The sequence below is a fragment of the Bradyrhizobium amphicarpaeae genome (assembly GCF_002266435.3).
GTDB lineage: Bacteria > Pseudomonadota > Alphaproteobacteria > Rhizobiales > Xanthobacteraceae > Bradyrhizobium > Bradyrhizobium amphicarpaeae.
In genome coordinates, this window is sequence record NZ_CP029426.2 from 2,926,497 (window position 1) to 2,944,040 (window position 17,544).

The 17,544-nt window shown below is 64.6% G+C and carries 18 protein-coding genes; 10 read left to right on the forward strand and 8 right to left on the reverse strand.

The window, feature by feature from the left end; translation table 11 throughout:
• Positions 1 to 2: 2 nt before the first annotated feature.
• From CIT40_RS13390 to CIT40_RS13400, 3 genes are all read right to left on the reverse strand, one after another.
• Entirely contained in the window at positions 3 to 830 is an 828-nt protein-coding gene (locus tag CIT40_RS13390) for a class II glutamine amidotransferase (protein WP_094896417.1), read from the reverse strand.
• An 84-nt stretch (positions 831 to 914) separates the two neighbouring features.
• A complete protein-coding gene (locus CIT40_RS13395) occupies positions 915 to 1,511 on the reverse strand; it encodes a redoxin domain-containing protein (RefSeq protein ID WP_094896418.1) in 597 nt (198 codons plus the stop codon).
• 32 nt (positions 1,512 to 1,543) lie between these two features.
• Positions 1,544 to 3,289, reverse strand: a complete 1,746-nt coding sequence (locus CIT40_RS13400; protein WP_094896419.1) for an MOSC and FAD-binding oxidoreductase domain-containing protein — start codon at positions 3,287 to 3,289, stop codon at positions 1,544 to 1,546.
• A 181-nt stretch (positions 3,290 to 3,470) separates the two neighbouring features.
• Here CIT40_RS13400 and CIT40_RS13405 point away from each other — a divergent pair, with 181 nt between their 5' ends.
• The 5 genes from CIT40_RS13405 (at position 3,471) to CIT40_RS13425 (ending at position 6,482) form a co-directional block, all read left to right on the forward strand.
• Complete coding sequence (locus CIT40_RS13405) at positions 3,471 to 3,851, forward strand: nuclear transport factor 2 family protein (RefSeq protein ID WP_094896420.1); 381 nt, start codon at positions 3,471 to 3,473, stop codon at positions 3,849 to 3,851.
• A gap of 543 nt (positions 3,852 to 4,394) precedes the next feature.
• Positions 4,395 to 4,868, forward strand: a complete 474-nt coding sequence (locus CIT40_RS13410; RefSeq protein ID WP_094896421.1) for a tellurite resistance TerB family protein — start codon at positions 4,395 to 4,397, stop codon at positions 4,866 to 4,868.
• A gap of 2 nt (positions 4,869 to 4,870) precedes the next feature.
• Positions 4,871 to 5,224, forward strand: coding sequence for a hypothetical protein (locus CIT40_RS13415; RefSeq protein ID WP_094896422.1), 354 nt, complete (start codon positions 4,871 to 4,873; stop codon positions 5,222 to 5,224).
• 6 nt (positions 5,225 to 5,230) lie between these two features.
• The gene (locus tag CIT40_RS13420; protein WP_094896423.1) at positions 5,231 to 5,869 is read left to right on the forward strand and encodes a TerC family protein; all 639 of its coding nucleotides are present in this window, start codon (positions 5,231 to 5,233) and stop codon (positions 5,867 to 5,869) included.
• A gap of 31 nt (positions 5,870 to 5,900) precedes the next feature.
• Entirely contained in the window at positions 5,901 to 6,482 is a 582-nt protein-coding gene (locus tag CIT40_RS13425; protein ID WP_094896424.1) for a TIGR00645 family protein, read from the forward strand.
• Between the two features lie 84 nt (positions 6,483 to 6,566).
• Here CIT40_RS13425 and CIT40_RS13430 read toward each other — a convergent pair whose 3' ends face one another.
• Positions 6,567 to 7,940, reverse strand: coding sequence for an HD-GYP domain-containing protein (locus CIT40_RS13430; RefSeq protein WP_094896425.1), 1,374 nt, complete (start codon positions 7,938 to 7,940; stop codon positions 6,567 to 6,569).
• 273 nt (positions 7,941 to 8,213) lie between these two features.
• Between CIT40_RS13430 and CIT40_RS13435 the strand changes: the two genes are divergently transcribed.
• Positions 8,214 to 8,477, forward strand: coding sequence for a hypothetical protein (locus tag CIT40_RS13435; protein ID WP_094896426.1), 264 nt, complete (start codon positions 8,214 to 8,216; stop codon positions 8,475 to 8,477).
• Between the two features lie 61 nt (positions 8,478 to 8,538).
• Here CIT40_RS13435 and CIT40_RS13440 read toward each other — a convergent pair whose 3' ends face one another.
• Both CIT40_RS13440 and CIT40_RS13445 read right to left on the reverse strand, forming a co-directional pair.
• The gene (locus CIT40_RS13440; protein ID WP_094896427.1) at positions 8,539 to 9,120 is read right to left on the reverse strand and encodes a DUF1349 domain-containing protein; all 582 of its coding nucleotides are present in this window, start codon (positions 9,118 to 9,120) and stop codon (positions 8,539 to 8,541) included.
• A 371-nt stretch (positions 9,121 to 9,491) separates the two neighbouring features.
• Entirely contained in the window at positions 9,492 to 10,388 is an 897-nt protein-coding gene (locus CIT40_RS13445; protein ID WP_094896428.1) for an alpha/beta hydrolase family protein, read from the reverse strand.
• A gap of 179 nt (positions 10,389 to 10,567) precedes the next feature.
• Between CIT40_RS13445 and CIT40_RS13450 the strand changes: the two genes are divergently transcribed.
• The 3 genes from CIT40_RS13450 to CIT40_RS13460 are packed head-to-tail and all read left to right on the forward strand — an operon-like array spanning position 10,568 to position 14,088.
• On the forward strand, positions 10,568 to 11,956 hold the full coding sequence (locus CIT40_RS13450) for a class II 3-deoxy-7-phosphoheptulonate synthase (protein WP_094896429.1): 1,389 nt from the start codon (positions 10,568 to 10,570) through the stop codon (positions 11,954 to 11,956).
• Positions 11,957 to 11,960: 4 nt separating this feature from the next.
• Positions 11,961 to 12,314 carry a diacylglycerol kinase gene (locus CIT40_RS13455; protein ID WP_094896430.1) on the forward strand — a complete coding sequence of 118 codons (354 nt, stop codon included), beginning with the start codon at positions 11,961 to 11,963 and terminating at the stop codon, positions 12,312 to 12,314.
• Positions 12,315 to 12,330: 16 nt separating this feature from the next.
• A complete protein-coding gene (locus CIT40_RS13460) occupies positions 12,331 to 14,088 on the forward strand; it encodes an NAD+ synthase (RefSeq protein ID WP_094896431.1) in 1,758 nt (585 codons plus the stop codon).
• Between the two features lie 170 nt (positions 14,089 to 14,258).
• Here CIT40_RS13460 and CIT40_RS13465 read toward each other — a convergent pair whose 3' ends face one another.
• Positions 14,259 to 15,434: a DUF2865 domain-containing protein gene (locus CIT40_RS13465; protein ID WP_094896432.1), complete on the reverse strand. Its 1,176-nt coding sequence runs from the start codon at positions 15,432 to 15,434 to the stop codon at positions 14,259 to 14,261.
• Positions 15,435 to 15,575: 141 nt separating this feature from the next.
• Positions 15,576 to 15,869 carry a hypothetical protein gene (locus tag CIT40_RS13470; RefSeq protein ID WP_094896433.1) on the reverse strand — a complete coding sequence of 98 codons (294 nt, stop codon included), beginning with the start codon at positions 15,867 to 15,869 and terminating at the stop codon, positions 15,576 to 15,578.
• 288 nt (positions 15,870 to 16,157) lie between these two features.
• Here CIT40_RS13470 and cysS point away from each other — a divergent pair, with 288 nt between their 5' ends.
• On the forward strand, positions 16,158 to 17,540 hold the full coding sequence (gene cysS / locus CIT40_RS13475) for a cysteine--tRNA ligase (RefSeq protein WP_094896434.1): 1,383 nt from the start codon (positions 16,158 to 16,160) through the stop codon (positions 17,538 to 17,540).
• Positions 17,541 to 17,544: the final 4 nt, after the last annotated feature.

The window sequence follows — 17,544 nt, forward strand, 5'->3', positions numbered from 1 at the left end:
AATCACCTGCGGGCACTAATCCTTCTGGCAGGGGCGGGTTCCGCATCGGCGCTCCCGCAAATTGTCGCGTCGAACGGAACAATTTTCACGCTTTCGGACGCGCGTGCGATCAGCGCGTGGTTCGGCGGCACTTCGGTCCAGTCCGGTTCCTTGTCGAACGGTTCGGACACGACGATGACCTGGCCACCGTCCTCCCGGTAATAGAGCGTGTTCGCGGCGTCGTTGATCGCGACGCGGAAGGCATAGAGATCCCGGCCATTGGCGATCGCGCTGGTGAAGCGCAGCCGTTCGCGCAGATTGCCTTCGTTGACGAGGCCGACCAGGGCCTGCAGCACGCGGCGCGTCGCTCCAAGCGGATCGTCGTCGAGGCCAGCGCCCATCATCGCCAGGAACACGGCTTCCGAATCGGTCGTGCCCAGCCGCGACGGATAATAGGCATCGGGGATCAGCGCCTCGACCTTGCGCCGCAGCCGATTCCAGCTCCCGACGAATCCGTTGTGCATGAACATCCATTGGCCGCAGGCAAAGGGATGGCAGTTCTGCCGCGTCACCGCCGTGCCGGTGGCGGCGCGCACATGGGCGAAGAACAGATGCGAGCGCAGGTGCCGGCAGAGGTAACGCAGGTTTTCGTCCGACCACGCCGGGCGCGTCTCGCGATAAAGCCCGGGCTCCGGATGCTCGCCATACCAGCCGAGCCCAAAGCCGTCGCCGTTCGAGCCCGCCGTGGATTGCAGCGAGCGGATGCTCTGCGCGACCAGCGAATGCTCGGGCTCGGTGACGTAAGGCTCGAACGAGGTGGTCTCGCCTCGGTATGCGATCCAGCGGCACATGGGGTTCCTGTCGGGGATGCGTCCTGACAGCACCAACAAATCTGCCCGGGCTGCGTTCCCGACGAGATCCGCCCGCTCGCACCGCTAATCCCCGCCGCCGAGCGTTTCGCGATAAGCCTTGCCGTAGGGATAGAAATGCTCCTTGCGGCCCTGGTCCCAGAGTGCCTTGAATCCGGGCGCGGTAATGTCCCAGTCCGGGCGGCACTTCATGCTGACGGCCCTGAGGTCCTGGCGCAATTCCTCCATGGTCGGACGCCCGAAGAACCAGTAGCCGTTGTAAATCTTGTGAACGACGAGGCGGGGCTCCAGCACGACGACATGCGGGATCATGGGATTGTGGACGGGATCGGTGTATTCGGCGATGTCGAGGTCCTTCTGGACGATCCGCCTGGGGTCCGAGAGGAAGGGCCAGTGCGCGCCGGCACCGCTGCGATATTCATTGGTCTCGGTGATGTTGTCGGTGGTGATCGTGACCAGCCGGCAATAGCCGACCTCCATCTCGCGATGGAGCTGAACCAGCCCTTCGGTCTGGCGGCGATCCTTCGGGCAGAACCCGCCGCGGCCGAGCACGACGATCATGGGATCGTCCCCCTGAAGCTCGGAGAGCTTGCGGTGCTTTGCGGTGTGGTCGCTGAGTTCGTAATCCGGGAAGGTCACTCCCGGCATGATGTCAGTTCGCATCGAAGCCTCCTGTGTCCGGCGCTGATGTATCTCTAGAGATCGATCACGACGTCGCCTTGCGGTCGTGCGCAGCAGATCAGCAGATTTCCCTCCGCCGGCGGGTCGAGCGGATCCGACGTGTAGCTGACCTCTCCGGCCACGAGGCCGCTCTCGCAATTGTGGCAAACCCCCGTCCGGCACGACCAGCGCACCGGGACATCGCATGCCTCCGCGAGCTCGAGCAGGCTGGCGTAGGAGGGCCCCCAGCACACGTTGAGGCCGCTGCGGGCGAACGACACTATCGGACCCGGGCCGCGTGCTCCTGCCGGCTGATGTGGAGTCGTCTTCGGCGCGGCGGCGATACCCGGTGTCAGCGAGGGCTTGCTGCCGAACAGCTCGGTGTGGATGCGATCGGGCACGACGCCCAGCGCGCCGAGGCCGGTGGTGAGATCGCTCATGAAGGCCGTCGGTCCGCAGAGATAGAAATCGCCATCCATGGGAATATCGAGCATCTGGAGCCGCTGTCGATCCAGACGACCCATGCTGTCGAAGTCGGCTCCCTCGCGGTCGGCTGGATCGGGGGCGCTGAAGCAGACATGGCTGTGATGATGGGCCAGCCCGGCGAGAAGCCCGCGCGCCTCGGCCGCGAACGGATGCTCGCGGCCGTTGCGTGTACCATGCAGCCACCAGACGTCCCGCGTCGTGCGTTCCGCGGCGAGGGCGTGCAGCATGGCGAGCACCGGCGTCACGCCGATGCCCGCGCTCAGCAGCACCACGGGCCGCGCGTCGCGCCGGAGCGTGAAACTGCCGCGCGGCGCACCGATCGGCACGATATCGCCGACCTGGATCGTCTCGGCGACATAGAAGCTGGCCGCGCCGTGCGCCTCGCGCTTGATGCTGATGCGATAGGATGCGGCGTCGGTGCTGTCAGACAGCGAATAGCTGCGCGTCATCGCGGAGGGTCCCAGCCGCACGACGACGAATTGACCGGGCAGGGCGGTCGCCAGCGGCTGTCCATCCGCGGGCTCGAGCATCAGCGAGGTCACGCTGGCGCTTTCGGCGATCTTGCGCGACACGCGGAAGGGGCGGAAGCCGCGCCAGGCCGGCGTCGGGCTGGCGGTCGGGCCGAGCCCGGCGTTTCCCGCGACGGCGCTGTCCTTCTGCGCCAGCAGCGCTGCAAAGGAGCGATTCCAGCCGCGGCTCAGCGCCGGAATTTTCAGCGCGCGCGCGAGGCGCTCGCGCGGATGAGGGGGCAAGTAAAGCAGCGCATCGATCTCGGCGACGCTCATGCCTTCCGGACCGCTCTCGACCTGCACGATCTCGTCGCCGGCCTCGACGTCGCCCTCCTCGATGACACGGAAATAGAAGCCCGGCCGGCCGTGCTTGACGAGCAGCGCGGGCATGTCAGGTTCGTCCATGCGAATGCCGAGCCGGTAGCAGGTGACGCGCGGCTGGGTGACCTCGAACAGGGCGGTGCCGATCCTGTAGCGATCACCGATGCAGACCTCGGCGTCGGCCAGGCCCTCGACGGTGAAGTTCTCGCCGAATTGACCATGAACGAGGTCGGACCGGCCGAGATGTTTCTGCCAGTATCGGTAGGACTCGTCCTGGTAGACGAAGACGGCGCGCTGCTCGCCGCCGTGACCCGCAATATCGCCCTGGCCGTCGCCGTCGATGTTGAGCCGGCGTACCCTGCGCGGGCCCGTGACGGGGGTCTTCCAGATTCCGGTATGAACGGTCCGGCCTTGCCAGGCGACGTCGCGCGGCAAGCCGACATTGAGCGAGAGCAGACGAGCCATGGACCTTCCTCGGCCAAAACCACCGTACCTGCGCAATCTGGCGAATTCCAGATTGCGGCAGCCGTCAATCTGCACCCGGATCGTGGCTTGCGCCCGTTAGTGGTTGTTAGACGTTGCGAGAGTGCCTTGTCTGCGGCCGTCCGCGCGCCGATCTGAAGGCTGAGACGACGGGAGAAGCGCAATGGACGATCAAGCGACGCTGGCAGCGCTCAGGCGCCATTGGGACGCCTCGGATGCGAACGATTTCGAAGCCGAGCACGACATCTATCGCGAGGACGCCGTGCTCGACTATCCGCAGTCGGGTGAGCGCATCCGCGGCCGCAGCAACATCCAGCAAAGCCGGACGGTGCAGCCGAACAGGAAGCGCTTCACGGTTCGGCGGATCATCGGCGGCGGTGATCTCTGGGTGAGCGAGTTCGTGCTGAGCTATGACGGGGTGCCGTCCTACGTCGTCAGCATCATGGAATTCCGCGACGGCCTCGTCGCCCACGAAACGCAATATTTCGGCGATCGGTTCGACCCCGGACCGTCCCGTGCGCATCTCGTCGAGCGGGCGGGGTAGGTTGGGCGGCATGGCTATCGCATCATGTGGCAATCTTGCCTGTGGCCATCCTTCGAGACGCCCGCCTTTGGCGGGCCCTCAGGATGAGGACCGAGTGCGCGGCACCAGCTTCAGCGAGCACCGACGCTGCTGAGCCTCATCCTGAGGAGACCGCGAAGCGGTCGTCTCGAAGGACGAGGCGCGCGCTCAACTCGTGCAAGGCGCCGTATGCGATAGCCGTGGGTTTGGCCGGTGGTTTCCGTCGTGACGATGTGCGTGTTGGCACACCATTTCGTAACCAAGCCCCGCAACATGGAACCGATGCGGCGGCTGGTCGCAGCCGTGCCGCCTTGATTCCGCCAGACGCACCTTTATCTCTGACACGAACAAGAATCCGGGCCCCTCTGGCGAGGACGCTGACCTAGTCGGCAAACCTCGCGATGTCGGATGACCTGTCCCGCGCGAATGCGATGGATTGGCTGATTGTCGGGCCTCGTTCGTTCTCTCCGACCATTCGTCCCCATCGCAGCTCCGTGCGGTCATTTCGCAAATTGAGGAGCAACGATGACTGACGCCAAGCATTCAAATCCCATCGAGATCGAGATCACGGAACCGTCCAGCCTGAACGAGCAGGCTGCCGCCGCGCTGGTGATCGTGGGCGCGCTGGTCGCGGTCGCCGACCGGCGCGTTTCGCCTGTCGAGCGCGACGAGGTGATCCGTTTCGTCAGGGATCGCAAGCTGGCGCCGCACATTCCGGAGGAACGGCTTTATGCCATGTTCGACGAACTCGCCGAACGGCTCGAAGAGCCGGATTTCGCCAATGTCGTGATCGACACGCTGCGGCCGGTTTCGAACCTGCCGCTCTCGTCCCATCTGATCGAACTGTCGGAGCGCGTCGCTGCGGCGGATGAGGACGTCCATCCCCATGAAGTGCAGGCGATCAAATTGTTGCGCCTGCTGACGCTGGTGTTGCCGCGCGCGAAGCAGGTCGACTCGCGCAAGGAGCGCATCGAACAGCCGTTGGCCACAGAGGAGTAGGCATGAGCGCAGCATCGAACGAGCGTCGCAATGAGGCCGCAGGCTCCGCCGGCGAGATGGCCGGCGGTGACCCGCGCCTCGACAAACTCGTCGATCGGCTGCCGCCACGCATGGGTGACACGGTCACCTATCTGCTCAAACCATCGAGCCGATGGGTCAGAATTCCCTCGGGCGCGCTGCTCGTTGCCGGCGGCGTGCTTTCCTTCCTGCCGATTCTCGGCGTCTGGATGCTGCCGCTCGGCCTCGCGCTGCTTGCCGAGGACGTGCCCGCGCTGCGTTCGTCGCGTTCGAAGGTCCTGGATTGGGTCGAGCGGAAGAAGCCGCATTGGCTCGATCCGTCTGCGCCAAAAAAATGATCGAACATGATTGAATTCATCACACCCGAAGCGCTCACTGCGCTGCTTCAAGTCGTCCTGATCGACCTCGTGCTCGCCGGCGACAACGCCGTCGTCATCGGCCTCGCGGCGGCGGGACTGCCGGCCGAGCAACGCCGCCGCGCCATCATCGTCGGCATCGCCGCCGCCACCGTGCTGCGTATCGTCTTCGCGGGCGTGGCGACCCAGCTCTTGCAGGTCATAGGCCTGTTGCTCGCGGGCGGCGTGCTGCTGCTCTGGGTGTGCTGGAAGATGTGGCGCGAGCTGCGCGAGCAGGCCGCGCACTCGAAAGAACTCGCATTCAGCCATGGCGGCGGCGCGGCGGCTGCGCCGGTGCAGCGAAAGACCTTCGGCCAGGCGGCGGTGCAGATCATCGCGGCCGACGTCTCGATGTCGCTCGACAACGTGCTCGCGGTCGCCGGCGCCGCGCGCGAGCATCCCTATATCCTCGCCTTCGGCCTGTTGCTGTCGGTCGCGTTGATGGGCGTCGCCGCCGACCTGCTCGGCCGCGTGCTCCAGAAGCAGCGCTGGATCGCCTATGTCGGCCTCGCCATCATCATTTACGTCGCCTTCGAGATGATCTATCGGGGCTCGCTCGAGCTCGCACCCGTCATCGCAAGTCTCTGAGGCGATCAATTTCGGCAATCCGGAGCAATTCATGACGTCCGAACCCAAAGCACCTTCGGCGCAGGCCGTGCCGCCGCGCCTCGGCCTGTTCGCCCAGCTCATCTTCGGCTCGCGCTGGCTGCAGTTTCCGCTCTACATCGGCCTGATCGTCGCGCAGGCCGTCTACGTGCTGCTGTTCCTCAAGGAGCTCTGGCATCTGGTCGTGCATTCCTTCGATGCCAGCGAGCAGCAGATCATGCTGGTCGTGCTCGGCCTGATCGACGTCGTCATGATCTCCAACCTCCTGATCATGGTGATCGTCGGCGGCTACGAGACCTTCGTGTCCCGGCTGAACCTGACCGGCCACCCCGACGAGCCGGAATGGCTCAGCCACGTCAACGCCAGCGTACTCAAGATCAAGCTCGCGATGGCGATCATCGGCATCTCCTCGATCTCGCTGCTCAGGACCTTCATCGAGGCCGGCAATCTCGGCACCACGCGCAGCAATTTCACCGAGACCGGCGTGATGTGGCAGGTGCTGATCCATCTGACCTTCATCATCTCGGCGGTCGGCATCGCCTGGGTCGACCGCCTCAGCGACAGCGGTCATCGCAAGGAGGCCGCCCACGATTGAGTTCGTGTGGCCAAAGGCTTCCGATGCCGCGATCGGCAAACAGGTTACGGGCGCGGCCGGATCAGGAAGGTTGCCTCCCGGCCGTCATGCTGCCAATGTCCCGGGAACGCGTCCCAGCGCACGTTGAAGCGCCGCGAAGCAGTTTGCATCGATCTGGGTGCCGACCATTTCGGACATGATCCCCAGCGCTTTTGTCACCGGCATGGCGGCGCGATAGGGCCGATCGGCGGTGAGCGCATCGAATATGTCCGCGGTCGTGATCATGCGGGTTTCCAGGCTGATCTGGTCCCCTGCGAGGCCGCGCGGATAACCCTTGCCGTCCAGCCGCTCATGATGCGCGCCCGCGATCGGAGCGAGGCTGCGGAATGCGCCGATGCGTGACAGGATCGCCTCGGAATGCGCCGAATGCATCCTCATGATGTCCCATTCGGCGTCATCCAGCTTGCTGGGCTTGTCCAGGATGGCGTTGCTGACGCCGAGTTTGCCGATGTCGTGCAGCAGTGCCGCGCGCTTGAGCCAGCGCCGCTGCTCGGCGCTGAACTCAAGCTCCTCGGCGATCATGTCGGTGAACAGCGTGACGCGCTCGCTGTGACCGCTGGTGTAAGGGCTTTTGGAATCCACCACCTGGGCGAACGCGGCTGCAATGTCGTCGAGATAGTCCTCGTCGATCGGCAGGCTCGCCTGTGCGGGCGCGTGTGAAATGGCGCATTCGTGCCCGAGGTCGGTGCCTGTGTCCCAGAATCCGGGTCTTGCCGCCACGCGCTCGAAAGCCGCGACCAGGTCGGGATCGAACCAGAGGCCCGACCGGTTCCTGGCCTCGCGAAGAGCGGCCTCGGGTCCGTTTGCGATGTGGAAGACGTCGACGACCTGCGCGAGCAGGGCAATGCGCGAATAGATCGGGATGACGGTGCCGGACAAGCCTAGGGGCTTGCCGCTGCCGTCCCAGTGCTCGTCCAGATTCTTGATGCCTTCGGCGACCAGGTCGGAGAAGCGCATCTTGCGGGCGATATCCGCGCCGCGGTGGCAGCGGGTCTCGATCAGCTCGCGCGCGATCTCGCCACCGTTCTGGAAGATATTGACGATGGCGCGGAATCGTTCGGCCAACCCGGCCTTCAGGCCGGTGTGGCTGAGCACGAAGCGCAGTGCCTGGGACAAACTCCCGTCGATCAGCTTGAAGTCCTGCTTGAAGGAGAGATCGTCGGTCAGATACAGCTCGCAGATGCGGGCGGCATTGCTGCTGCAGCCGAGATCCTTCAGCAGCAGCGCGTAATACAGCTCGGTGATCTCCTGCTCGCCAAGCCCGATCTCCCTGCCGATCTCGACGCCGATGTGGCTGCATCGCACGCAATGTCCAGCCGGCTGTCCCTCGGTCAGGTCGAGCGCGTAGCTCAGCGCACCCAGGAGTTCGGCGAGCGTGACCTTGTCGTGCAATCGGTGGTCGGGAGGCGGTGGTTCCATGGTCGAGCTCCGGGGCCACTTTCGCGGCCTGTCCGGGCCGGTCTGACATCCAAAAACCGGACCTCACCACGAGAGAATTAACAGGCGGTATTTCCCGCGGCGAGCATGGCACCGCTGAGAGCGACAATTCAGCCAGCCTGAAATCTCGAGATCGATAAAATTGTCTGCAATCCGCTCGGGGACGGCAAACCCTGCGGACAAGAAGAGCGTAGCCTTAAACCCCGGCTTTGGAACCGGCGTGCATGCTCCCGGGCAAAAGGATGGGGCATCAACATGTCAGTTCTCAAGGAGGTCGTCGCTGCGCTCGCGGGAGTCTACGCGCTCTTGTTCGCCTGCGACGCATTGTTCGGGGTCGGCGAGGCGCGCTTCGACGACAACTATTTCCGCGCCAGCTTCTACGCGCCGCAGCCGAAGGAATTCCGCTTTGCCGACGGGATCACGCCGGCCAGGCGCGTCAGCGATGCGTTCGCGCAGTTCTCGGCGGGCGAGGCCAAGCCGAACAGGCGTTACTCGTCGCTGACGACGATCATCCGGTAGGGCGGTCGCATTCATCGGATGTCCGCCTGACGGGGCTTCCGGTCAGGTGCACCCACGCTCCTCATTGCAAATCGTGAAGATCCTTACCGAGTGGCGGCGTCAGCCGAAAATCTGAAAATGCGACCGCGAGCCCGGACCGCTCCGGCGTGCAGGCCATCGGTCCTACAAGATAGGACGAGTTCTCTGCGAATGGCGCAAGCCGCATGAGAGGCCATATCTTGCCGTCGTTCGAAGACTGCAAACGAAGAACGCCGTGCGCCACCGTAACGCGCAAGCTGAAGTCACCGGCGTCGTGCTGATAGGGTGCAGTCGCCCAGTCCGATCGCCCGTCGGTCAGCACGCTCGACAGCATTGCGCGCCCATCCGCGAACTCGATCCCGGCCTTGAGCCAGCAACGTTCGTCCACGCGCACCATGAGGCCCGCTTGATCATAAAGCGTTTTGAAATCGCCTCGGATGCGGAGTTCGGCCGTGAATGCATCTCCGACCGGAAACCCAAGAAAATGCCCGCTGTCGCGGATAAAACCGTAATGGGTTTCGCGCCAGAAGTCGGTGGCATGGTCCGTGACCATTTCGAGGATGTCGTCCTTTTCAGACCATTGTTTCGGTTCGTTCAACCAAATGCCGTTGGACCTGCCAAACATCCTCGATGCTCCATCTGAGCGCGGTACACGAGGTCCAACAACCAACTGCGCGGAAAGTTTTGTGCCGAGCACAAAAAAGCAGGTTTCAGCACAATGCGACCTCGCGCACGCCTTTCAGCGCGCACACTCTCTGTTAAGGCCGCAAAGCGAAGGGCATTGCAGTGCGTCCGGGACACGGGAGACGCGTGCTCACACTCCGTCATTGCGAGGAGCTCTTGCGACGAAGCAATCCAGACTGTTTCCGCAGCCACAGTCTGGATTGCTTCGCTGCGCTCGCAATGACGATGTTGAGACCGTGTGTGTTCAAACGAAGGTCCCGTGCTGCGGCCGCAGTGCGTCCGGGACACGCCGCGAGGACGCGAAGCTGTGTCTCAGTCACCCTGAATCCATTCCGCCACCCCGCGCCACAGCGTGTCGCGATGCTCGGGGCGGAAGAAGCCGAAATGACCGATGGCCTTGGCGCCGACGTCGGACGGCTTGACGTTGAGCACCTCCGGCTTGATCGTGGTGAACCCGCTCGCGAGCAGCTCGACCGCGGGCTGGGTTGCCCAGGGATCGTCGGAGAAACAGAGCGCCCGCAGCTCGCCCTTGAACTTTGCAAAATTCTCCAGCGCCGGCAGTTTTGAATCGAAGAGGTAGCGGGGGCTCGAGACCCATTCGGCCCATTGCAGGAAGACGCCCTTGGGCAGATCCTCGCCGACGCCGGCCCAGCCCGGGGCGTAGCCGAGCGTGTGAACGAGCGGCACGCCGATGAGGTTCATGAAGGCGAAGACGCGGTATTTTTCCGGCGAGGTCATCAGCCGCCAGGTCGCCGCCTGCGAGGCCACGAAGGCAGCGCGCGAGATTTCGCTGTTGTTGGCGATCAGCCCCAGCGCCTGGCCGCCGAAGGAATGGCCGACATAGGCCAGCGGCAGGGTGTTGTACCGCTCCCGCATCCAGCTGACCGCGGCGGTGACGTCGAGCGCGGCCCAATCCGACATCGAGGCCTTGAAGCCCACCAGCGATTTCGGCTGGTTGTAGCCGACCATCGCCGGCAGCCGCGAGTCGCCGATGCCGCGATAGTCGTAGGTGAGCACGGCGCAGCCGCGATGGGCGAGGTAGGAGGCAAAGCCGCGATAGATTTTGCGCGGGACGGCCGTCGCCGAGTTGATCAGCACGGCATGGCGTTTGGTGCCGCGCGGCAGGAACAGCGTGCCCGTCAGGGCATACCCGTCGGTCGCCGGGAAGTTGATCTCGTCGATGAAAACGTCGTCCGGTGCCGCGTCCATGGGCGCAAGGTATCCTGCCAGTTGCCTCGCCCGCCCAGCAAATGCGAATTTGGCTTTCCCCGCAAGGGTTTGCAGTGCCGAATGGATTTACAACTGGCGATGTCGTGCCAGCCTGTGTATAAGGCGGCCCTCGCAACCCCTAGATCAGGTTGTGCTTTTTGCTTCACGGAGAGATTGCGATGTCCGAGCGGTGGACGCCCGAGTCCTGGCGCAGCAAGCCGGTGCTACAGGTGCCCGATTATCCCGACGCCAAGGCCCTGGCTGACGTCGAGGCGCAGCTTGCGACCTTTCCGCCGCTGGTGTTCGCGGGCGAGGCGCGCAACCTGAAGAAGGCGCTGGGGCGCGTTGCCGCCGGCGAGGCCTTCCTGCTGCAGGGCGGCGATTGCGCCGAGAGCTTTGCCGAGCACGGCGCCAACAACATCCGCGATTTCTTCCGCGTGCTGCTGCAGATGGCGGTGGTGCTGACCTATGCCGGCGCCGTGCCGGTGGTGAAGGTCGGCCGCGTGGCCGGCCAGTTCGCCAAGCCGCGATCGTCGCCGACCGAGAAGATCAACGGCGTCGAGCTGCCGAGCTATCGCGGCGACATCGTCAACGACATCGCCTTCACCAGGGAAGCGCGCGTGCCGGACCCGCAGCGCCAGCTGATGGCCTATCGCCAGTCGGCCGCGACGCTGAACCTGCTCCGCGCCTTCGCCACCGGCGGCTACGCCAATCTCGGCAGCGTGCATCAGTGGATGCTCGGCTTCCTCAAGGATTCGCCGCAGTCCCGCCGCTACAAGGAGCTGGCCGATCGCATCTCGGACGCGCTCAATTTCATGCGCGCCTGCGGCCTCGATCTCGAGGCCCATCCCGAGCTGCGCGCCACCGATTTCTACACCAGCCACGAGGCGCTGCTGCTCGGCTACGAGCAGGCCCTGACACGCGTCGATTCCACCACCGGCGACTGGTACGCGACCTCCGGCCACATGATCTGGATCGGCGACCGCACCCGCCAGCTCGATCACGGCCATATCGAGTATTTCCGCGGCATCAAGAACCCGATCGGGCTGAAATGCGGCCCGTCGCTCAAGCCCGACGAACTCTTGAAGCTGATCGACGTTCTCAACCCCGACAACGAGCCGGGCCGGCTGACGCTGATCGGCCGCTTCGGCTCCGACAAGGTCGGCGAGCATCTGCCGAACATGATCCGCGCCGTGAAGCGCGAGGGCAAAGTGGTGGTCTGGTCGTGCGATCCCATGCACGGGAACACCATCACCTCGACCTCGGGCTACAAGACGCGGCCGTTCGACCGCATCCTGTCCGAAGTGAAGTCGTTCTTCACGATCCATGCCGCCGAGGGCACCCATGCCGGCGGCGTGCATCTGGAGATGACCGGGCAGGACGTCACCGAGTGTATTGGCGGCGCCCGCGCGATCACCGATGAGCACCTCAACGACCGCTACCACACGGTCTGCGATCCCCGTCTCAATGCCGAGCAATCCATCGACATGGCTTTCCTGATTGCGGAGCTCCTCAAGCAGGAACGCGCGGGCAAGGCCACGCCGATGCCGGCCGCAGCGGGGCTCTAGGGTCTTGCTGCGGATCTGGAAGGCCACGATCAATTCCCGTAACGGTCTGGCCTTTGCGTTCCGATCGGAGCAGGCCGTCCGCGAGGAGATTTTTGCGCTCCTGGCGTCGCTGCCGCTGGCCTGGCTGGTCGGCGCGACTGCGATGCGCGCGGTCGAGCTGGTCTGTTCGGTTGCGTTCGTGCTCACCGTCGAGCTGCTCAACACCGCGATCGAAAAGCTGGCCGATCGGCTGACCATGGATCACGACAAGCAGATCGGGCGGGTCAAGGACATGGGCTCGGCGGCGGTGGGCGTCGCGCTGCTGATGGCCGGCGTGTTCTGGATCATCGCCATCATCGAGCGACTGGGATTTATCTGATCGGAGCGCGGCGGCCATGACCGAACGTCTCAAAGCATTCGCGGTCACGCTCGCCCAGCTCAATCCTGTTATGGGCGACATCGAGGGCAACGCCGCCAAGGCGCGGGCTGCGCGCGCGCGTGCCGCCGCCGACGGCGCCGATCTCGTGCTGTTTCCGGAATTGTTCATCGCCGGCTATCCGCCGGAAGACCTCGTGCAGAAGCCGGCCTTCCAGGCGGCCTGCCGCGCCGCGATCGAGAGCCTCGCGCGCGACACCGCCGATGGCGGTCCGGCCATGCTGGTCGGCACGCCCTGGGTCGAGGACGGCAAGCTCTACAATGCCTGCGCGCTGCTCGACGGCGGGCGCATCGCCGCCCTTCGCTTCAAATGCAATCTGCCGAACTACGGCGTGTTCGACGAGAAGCGGTTGTTTTCGCGTGGGCCTGCCGCCGGTCCCGTGACCGCGCGCGGCGTGCGCATCGGCGTTCCCATCTGCGAGGACATCTGGCTGGAAGAATCCGGGGACTACGAGAACGTGGTCGAGACGCTGGCCGAGACCGGCGCGGAGATCATCCTGGTGCCGAACGGTTCGCCTTACGCCCGCGACAAGAACGATTTGCGCCTGTCGGTCGCGGTGGCGCGCGTCACCGAGAGCGGGCTGCCGCTGGTCTATCTCAACCAGGTCTGCGGCCAGGACGAGCTGGTGTTCGACGGCGCGTCTTTCGCGCTCAACGGCGACCTCTCGCTGGCGGCGCAATTGCCGGCCTTCGAAGAGAGCATCGTCACGCTGCGCTTCACGCGAAACGGCGACGATTGGCGCTGCGCGGGTCCGGTTGCCGAGCAACCCGAGGGCGACAAGGCCGATTACGCCGCCTGCGTGCTGGGGCTGCGCGACTATGTCGTCAAGAACGGCTTTCCCGGCGTGCTGCTCGGCATCTCCGGCGGGATCGATTCAGCTTTGTGTGCAGCGATTGCGGTCGATGCGCTCGGCGCCGATCAGGTGCACGGCGTGATGCTGCCGTATCGCTACACCGCGGCACACTCGATCGCCGACGCGGGCGAACTCGCCGGCCATCTCGGCATTCGCTATGAGGTGCTGCCGATCGCAGAGGCCGTGACCGGGTTCGAGACCATCCTGTCGGGCCTCTTCAAGAACCTGCCTCCCGACATCACCGAGGAGAATCTCCAGGCTCGCACCCGGGGCACACTCTTGATGGCGATTTCCAACAAGACCGGCCTGATGGTGATGACCACCGGCAACAAGTCGGAAATGTCGGTCGGCTATGCCACGCTCTATGGTGACATGAACGGCGGCTTCAATCCGATCAAGGACATCTACAAGACACAGGTGTTTCGGCTGGCGACCCTGCGCAACGGCTGGAAGCCCGATGGCGCACTCGGGTCCGCGGGCGAAGTGATCCCGCCCGACATCATCACCCGGCCGCCGAGCGCGGAACTGCGCGAGAACCAGACCGATCAGGACTCGCTGCCGCCCTACGAGGCGCTCGACGCCATTCTGGAGCGTCTGATCGAGCGCGAAGAGCCGCTCGAAAAAATCATTGCCGCCGGCTTCGATCGCGAAACCGTCGCCCGCATCGACCATCTGCTCAACGTCGCCGAATACAAGCGCCGCCAGGCTGCGCCCGGCGTGAAGGTGACACCGCGGAATTTCGGCCGCGACCGCCGCTATCCCATCACCAACCGCTTCCGCGACAAGGGCGAGAAGCTGCCCGCCGCGGACGAGACCCTGGTCTCGCGCGCCAGCAAGGCCTCGATCGACGCGTTCGAGGGGTGAAAGCGAGGCGGGCGGTGGCGCTCAGGGAATTGCTGTCATCATCCGCGAAGGCGGATGATCCAGTACGCCGCGGCCGATATTGTGAAAACCGACGTCCGCCGCGGAGTACTGGATGCCCCGCCTTCGCGGGGCATGACAGTTGAATGTGGAGCGGCGGCCTGCCGCTATAACTATTTCTGCTGCTGCGGCAGGAAGGTCGGCCCGACCGAGCGGATCGGCTTGTTCTCCGCGCCGGTATCCACCGGAGGCGCCGCAGCCGGTGCAGCCGCCGTCGTCGGCGCGGGAGCTGCGCCCTTCTTGGCGTTCGCAGGCGTGCCCTTGTTGAGCCGCTGCTGTTGCATCTTCTTGGCGCTTTCCTCGGTGACGATGATGTCGCCCTGCTGCTCGGCTGCCGCCTTGTCGTCGGCCGATTTCAGCGCGTCCGCCCAGGACTGGCCCGCGGCCTTGCAGGAGCATGACGGGTTGAACTCGCTGCGGAATTTGAACGCGGTCGGCAGCGCCGTGTAGGGCTGGCCGCTGATCGAGACCGCCGAATTCATGTCCTCGCCGGGATTGCGATGGGTGTAGAGCACGGCTTCCGCGGCCGGGCACAGCGCCTTGCAGGTCTTCTCGTCGTCGGGGAAGCGCGCGGGCACCGTGGCAAACGAGACCGGGAAATAGGCGCCGTCGCAGGTGCGCACGCACACGGTGCGGTAGGTGCCGGATTGCGGGCCGAGATCGGAAGGCGGCACGGCTTGCGGATTGCCGGCGTTGTTGCCGCCGAACAGATTGCTGAGGAAGTTGCCGCCACCTTGGCCTTGCGCGGCGTTGGCATATTGCGGGCCGCAATTGTTCTGCGCCAGCGCCACCAGCACCGAGCGGCGCTGGTTGTCGCGCTCGGGGCTGTAGCCGCCGCCACCGCCGCCGCGCAGGCGTTCGAGATTGCCGGTGATCTGGTCCAGATTGGCGCGCATCTGCTGGATCTGGGTGTTGACCGGGCCGCATTGCGCCGACTGGCCGTTGAACAGCGAGAAGAAGCCGGAGGAATCGCAGCCCATGCGCTTGGCCTGCATGGTGACACGGTCGAGCTCGGCCTGCTGCTTGGCCTGGGAATCCTGGTAACGGCGGATCTGCTCCTCACGCGCGGGGTCGCCACTGCCGCCGCGGTCGAGCGCCGCGAGCTGGCCCTCCAGCCGCACGCACATCGGATTGGGCCCGAGTCCGTTTTGCCCCGGCTGAGGCGGCGGTCCGGGCGGGCCGGCCTGCGCGAAAGCGCCGGTGACGAGCACGGCCGTGCTCAAGAGCACGGTGCAGGCAAGGACGAAGCGGGCACGGGAGAGGGACAGGAATTCAGGCATATCCGCCATTCTAGCGAGGTCACGGCCCAAGGTGACGTTCCACGTGACTTGGAAGGGCCGAACGCGCCCTCCCATAGCCGCTTCCTGCGGCATCGTCACGTCGTTTCAGGGGCCAAAGGACCGGGCTAAGCTGTGCCAGCTCCGAGCAAATTAGCGCTGGCAGGTGATTGCGACATATTCGTCGCAATGGCCATGAGAGCAATTTGTGCCGGATTTGGGGACAGAGCCGGTAATTTCGTCGGGATCGACCCGGCGATAGCTTGATGCCTGGGCAAAATCTCGTGACTGGCAATAGGTCCGGGCGACGGAGGCGCCGCATTTGTCACCCTTGGCCACGCACTGGTCGTCTGAGCCGTTGGCGATGATGAAGACGCGGGTCTCGGCGCAGGCACCGGATGCCGCGAGGATCGAGGCGCTGAAAATGAGCGCGAGCAAGGATCGCATGAAAATACCGAGCGGCAAAAGGTGGAACAATCTGGTTCCAGAATGGGCTCAAATAGTTAGGGGATCGTAACTATCCGGGCGACCGCGCGCTTTGCGGGACCATAAAACGGCATTTCGGGGCTCCCTTGACGCGGGGCCGCCTCATAGCCCATATGTTCCGCATGAACGGTCTCCTCGCCATTTGCATCATTTGCGAGATTACGAGCTAGCGAATCGCTGGCTGGAGCCGTCATTTCTCAAACACATTGAGAGACCTGGACGCCCGGCCAACAGCCGACGGGTATCCCTATGGAATTGCGCCTCTACGATACGCTGAGCCGGGAAAAGCGCACCTTCGTACCGATCGATGCGAAGGACGTCCGCATGTATGTCTGCGGACCGACCGTCTATGACTTCGCCCATATCGGCAATGCCAGGCCGGTGATCGTGTTCGACGTGTTGTTTCGGCTGCTGCGCCACATCTACGGCGAGGCGCACGTCAAATATGTCCGCAACATCACCGACGTCGACGACAAGATCAACGACCGCGCCGCGCGCGATTTCCCCGGTCTGCCGCTGAACGAGGCCATTCGCAAGGTCACCGAGCAGACCGGCGCGCAGTTTCACGCCGATGTCGATGCGCTCGGCTGCCTGCGGCCGAGCGTGGAGCCGCGCGCGACAGAGCATATTGGCGAGATGCGCGAGATCATCGAGCGGCTGGTCAAGGGCGGCTTTGCCTATGTCGCCGAGGACCACGTGCTGTTCTCGCCGCAAGCGATGAACGCGGCAAATTCCTCGCTGCCGCGTTATGGCGCGCTGTCGAAGCGTTCGCTCGACGAGATGATCGCCGGCGCCCGCGTCGATGTCGCGCCCTACAAGCGCGATGCCACCGACTTCGTGCTGTGGAAGCCGTCCAAGCCCGGCGAGCCGTCATGGCCCTCGCCCGCCGGAATTGCGGTCGAGGGGCGCCCAGGCTGGCACGTCGAATGCTCGGCCATGGCCTGGAAGCATCTCGGCGAGCATTTCGACATCCATGGTGGCGGCATCGATCTCGTGTTTCCGCATCACGAGAACGAAGTCGCGCAGACCTGCTGCGCCTTTCACCGCGAGCGCATGGCGAACTACTGGATGCACAACGGCTTCCTGCAGGTCGAGAGTGAGAAGATGTCGAAGAGCCTCGGCAATTTCATCACGATCCATGAGCTGCTGAAGGACTGGCCGGGCGAGGTGCTGCGCCTCAACATGCTGAAGACGCACTACCGCTCGCCGATCGACTGGACCTTGAAGTCGCTGGAGGAGAGCGCCAAGACGCTCGACGACTGGTATCGTGTCGCGGCCGACGTTGCGCCCGGCGAGCCGGCTGCGTCGGTGGTCGAGCCGCTGCTCGACGATCTCAACACGTCGCTGGCGATCGCGGCGCTGCACAGCCTGCGTGCTACCGATGTGCCCGCTTTGGCGGGGGCATTAAGGCTGCTTGGTTTCCTCTCCGAGACCGCGGCTCAGTGGGAAGGCCGCAAGCAGCAGGCGAGCGGCGTCGATGCCGGGGAAGTCGAGCGCCTGATCGCGGAGCGGACGGCGGCCCGGACCCGCAAGGACTTTGGGGAGTCCGACCGCATTCGCGATTTGCTTGCTGCAATGGGCGTTGTGATCAAGGATTCCAAGGAAGGAACAACCTGGGAGATCGCGCGATGACCCG

Coding starts and splice junctions, on each gene's coding strand:
- CIT40_RS13390 (WP_094896417.1), bottom strand. CDS start 830: ATGTGCCGCTGGATCGCATACCGAGGCGAGACCACCTCGTTCGAGCCT.
- CIT40_RS13395 (WP_094896418.1), bottom strand. CDS start 1,511: ATGCGAACTGACATCATGCCGGGAGTGACCTTCCCGGATTACGAACTC.
- CIT40_RS13400 (WP_094896419.1), bottom strand. CDS start 3,289: ATGGCTCGTCTGCTCTCGCTCAATGTCGGCTTGCCGCGCGACGTCGCC.
- CIT40_RS13405 (WP_094896420.1), top strand. CDS start 3,471: ATGGACGATCAAGCGACGCTGGCAGCGCTCAGGCGCCATTGGGACGCC.
- CIT40_RS13410 (WP_094896421.1), top strand. CDS start 4,395: ATGACTGACGCCAAGCATTCAAATCCCATCGAGATCGAGATCACGGAA.
- CIT40_RS13415 (WP_094896422.1), top strand. CDS start 4,871: ATGAGCGCAGCATCGAACGAGCGTCGCAATGAGGCCGCAGGCTCCGCC.
- CIT40_RS13420 (WP_094896423.1), top strand. CDS start 5,231: ATGATTGAATTCATCACACCCGAAGCGCTCACTGCGCTGCTTCAAGTC.
- CIT40_RS13425 (WP_094896424.1), top strand. CDS start 5,901: ATGACGTCCGAACCCAAAGCACCTTCGGCGCAGGCCGTGCCGCCGCGC.
- CIT40_RS13430 (WP_094896425.1), bottom strand. CDS start 7,940: ATGGAACCACCGCCTCCCGACCACCGATTGCACGACAAGGTCACGCTC.
- CIT40_RS13435 (WP_094896426.1), top strand. CDS start 8,214: ATGTCAGTTCTCAAGGAGGTCGTCGCTGCGCTCGCGGGAGTCTACGCG.
- CIT40_RS13440 (WP_094896427.1), bottom strand. CDS start 9,120: ATGTTTGGCAGGTCCAACGGCATTTGGTTGAACGAACCGAAACAATGG.
- CIT40_RS13445 (WP_094896428.1), bottom strand. CDS start 10,388: ATGGACGCGGCACCGGACGACGTTTTCATCGACGAGATCAACTTCCCG.
- CIT40_RS13450 (WP_094896429.1), top strand. CDS start 10,568: ATGTCCGAGCGGTGGACGCCCGAGTCCTGGCGCAGCAAGCCGGTGCTA.
- CIT40_RS13460 (WP_094896431.1), top strand. CDS start 12,331: ATGACCGAACGTCTCAAAGCATTCGCGGTCACGCTCGCCCAGCTCAAT.
- CIT40_RS13465 (WP_094896432.1), bottom strand. CDS start 15,434: ATGGCGGATATGCCTGAATTCCTGTCCCTCTCCCGTGCCCGCTTCGTC.
- CIT40_RS13470 (WP_094896433.1), bottom strand. CDS start 15,869: ATGCGATCCTTGCTCGCGCTCATTTTCAGCGCCTCGATCCTCGCGGCA.
- cysS (WP_094896434.1), top strand. CDS start 16,158: ATGGAATTGCGCCTCTACGATACGCTGAGCCGGGAAAAGCGCACCTTC.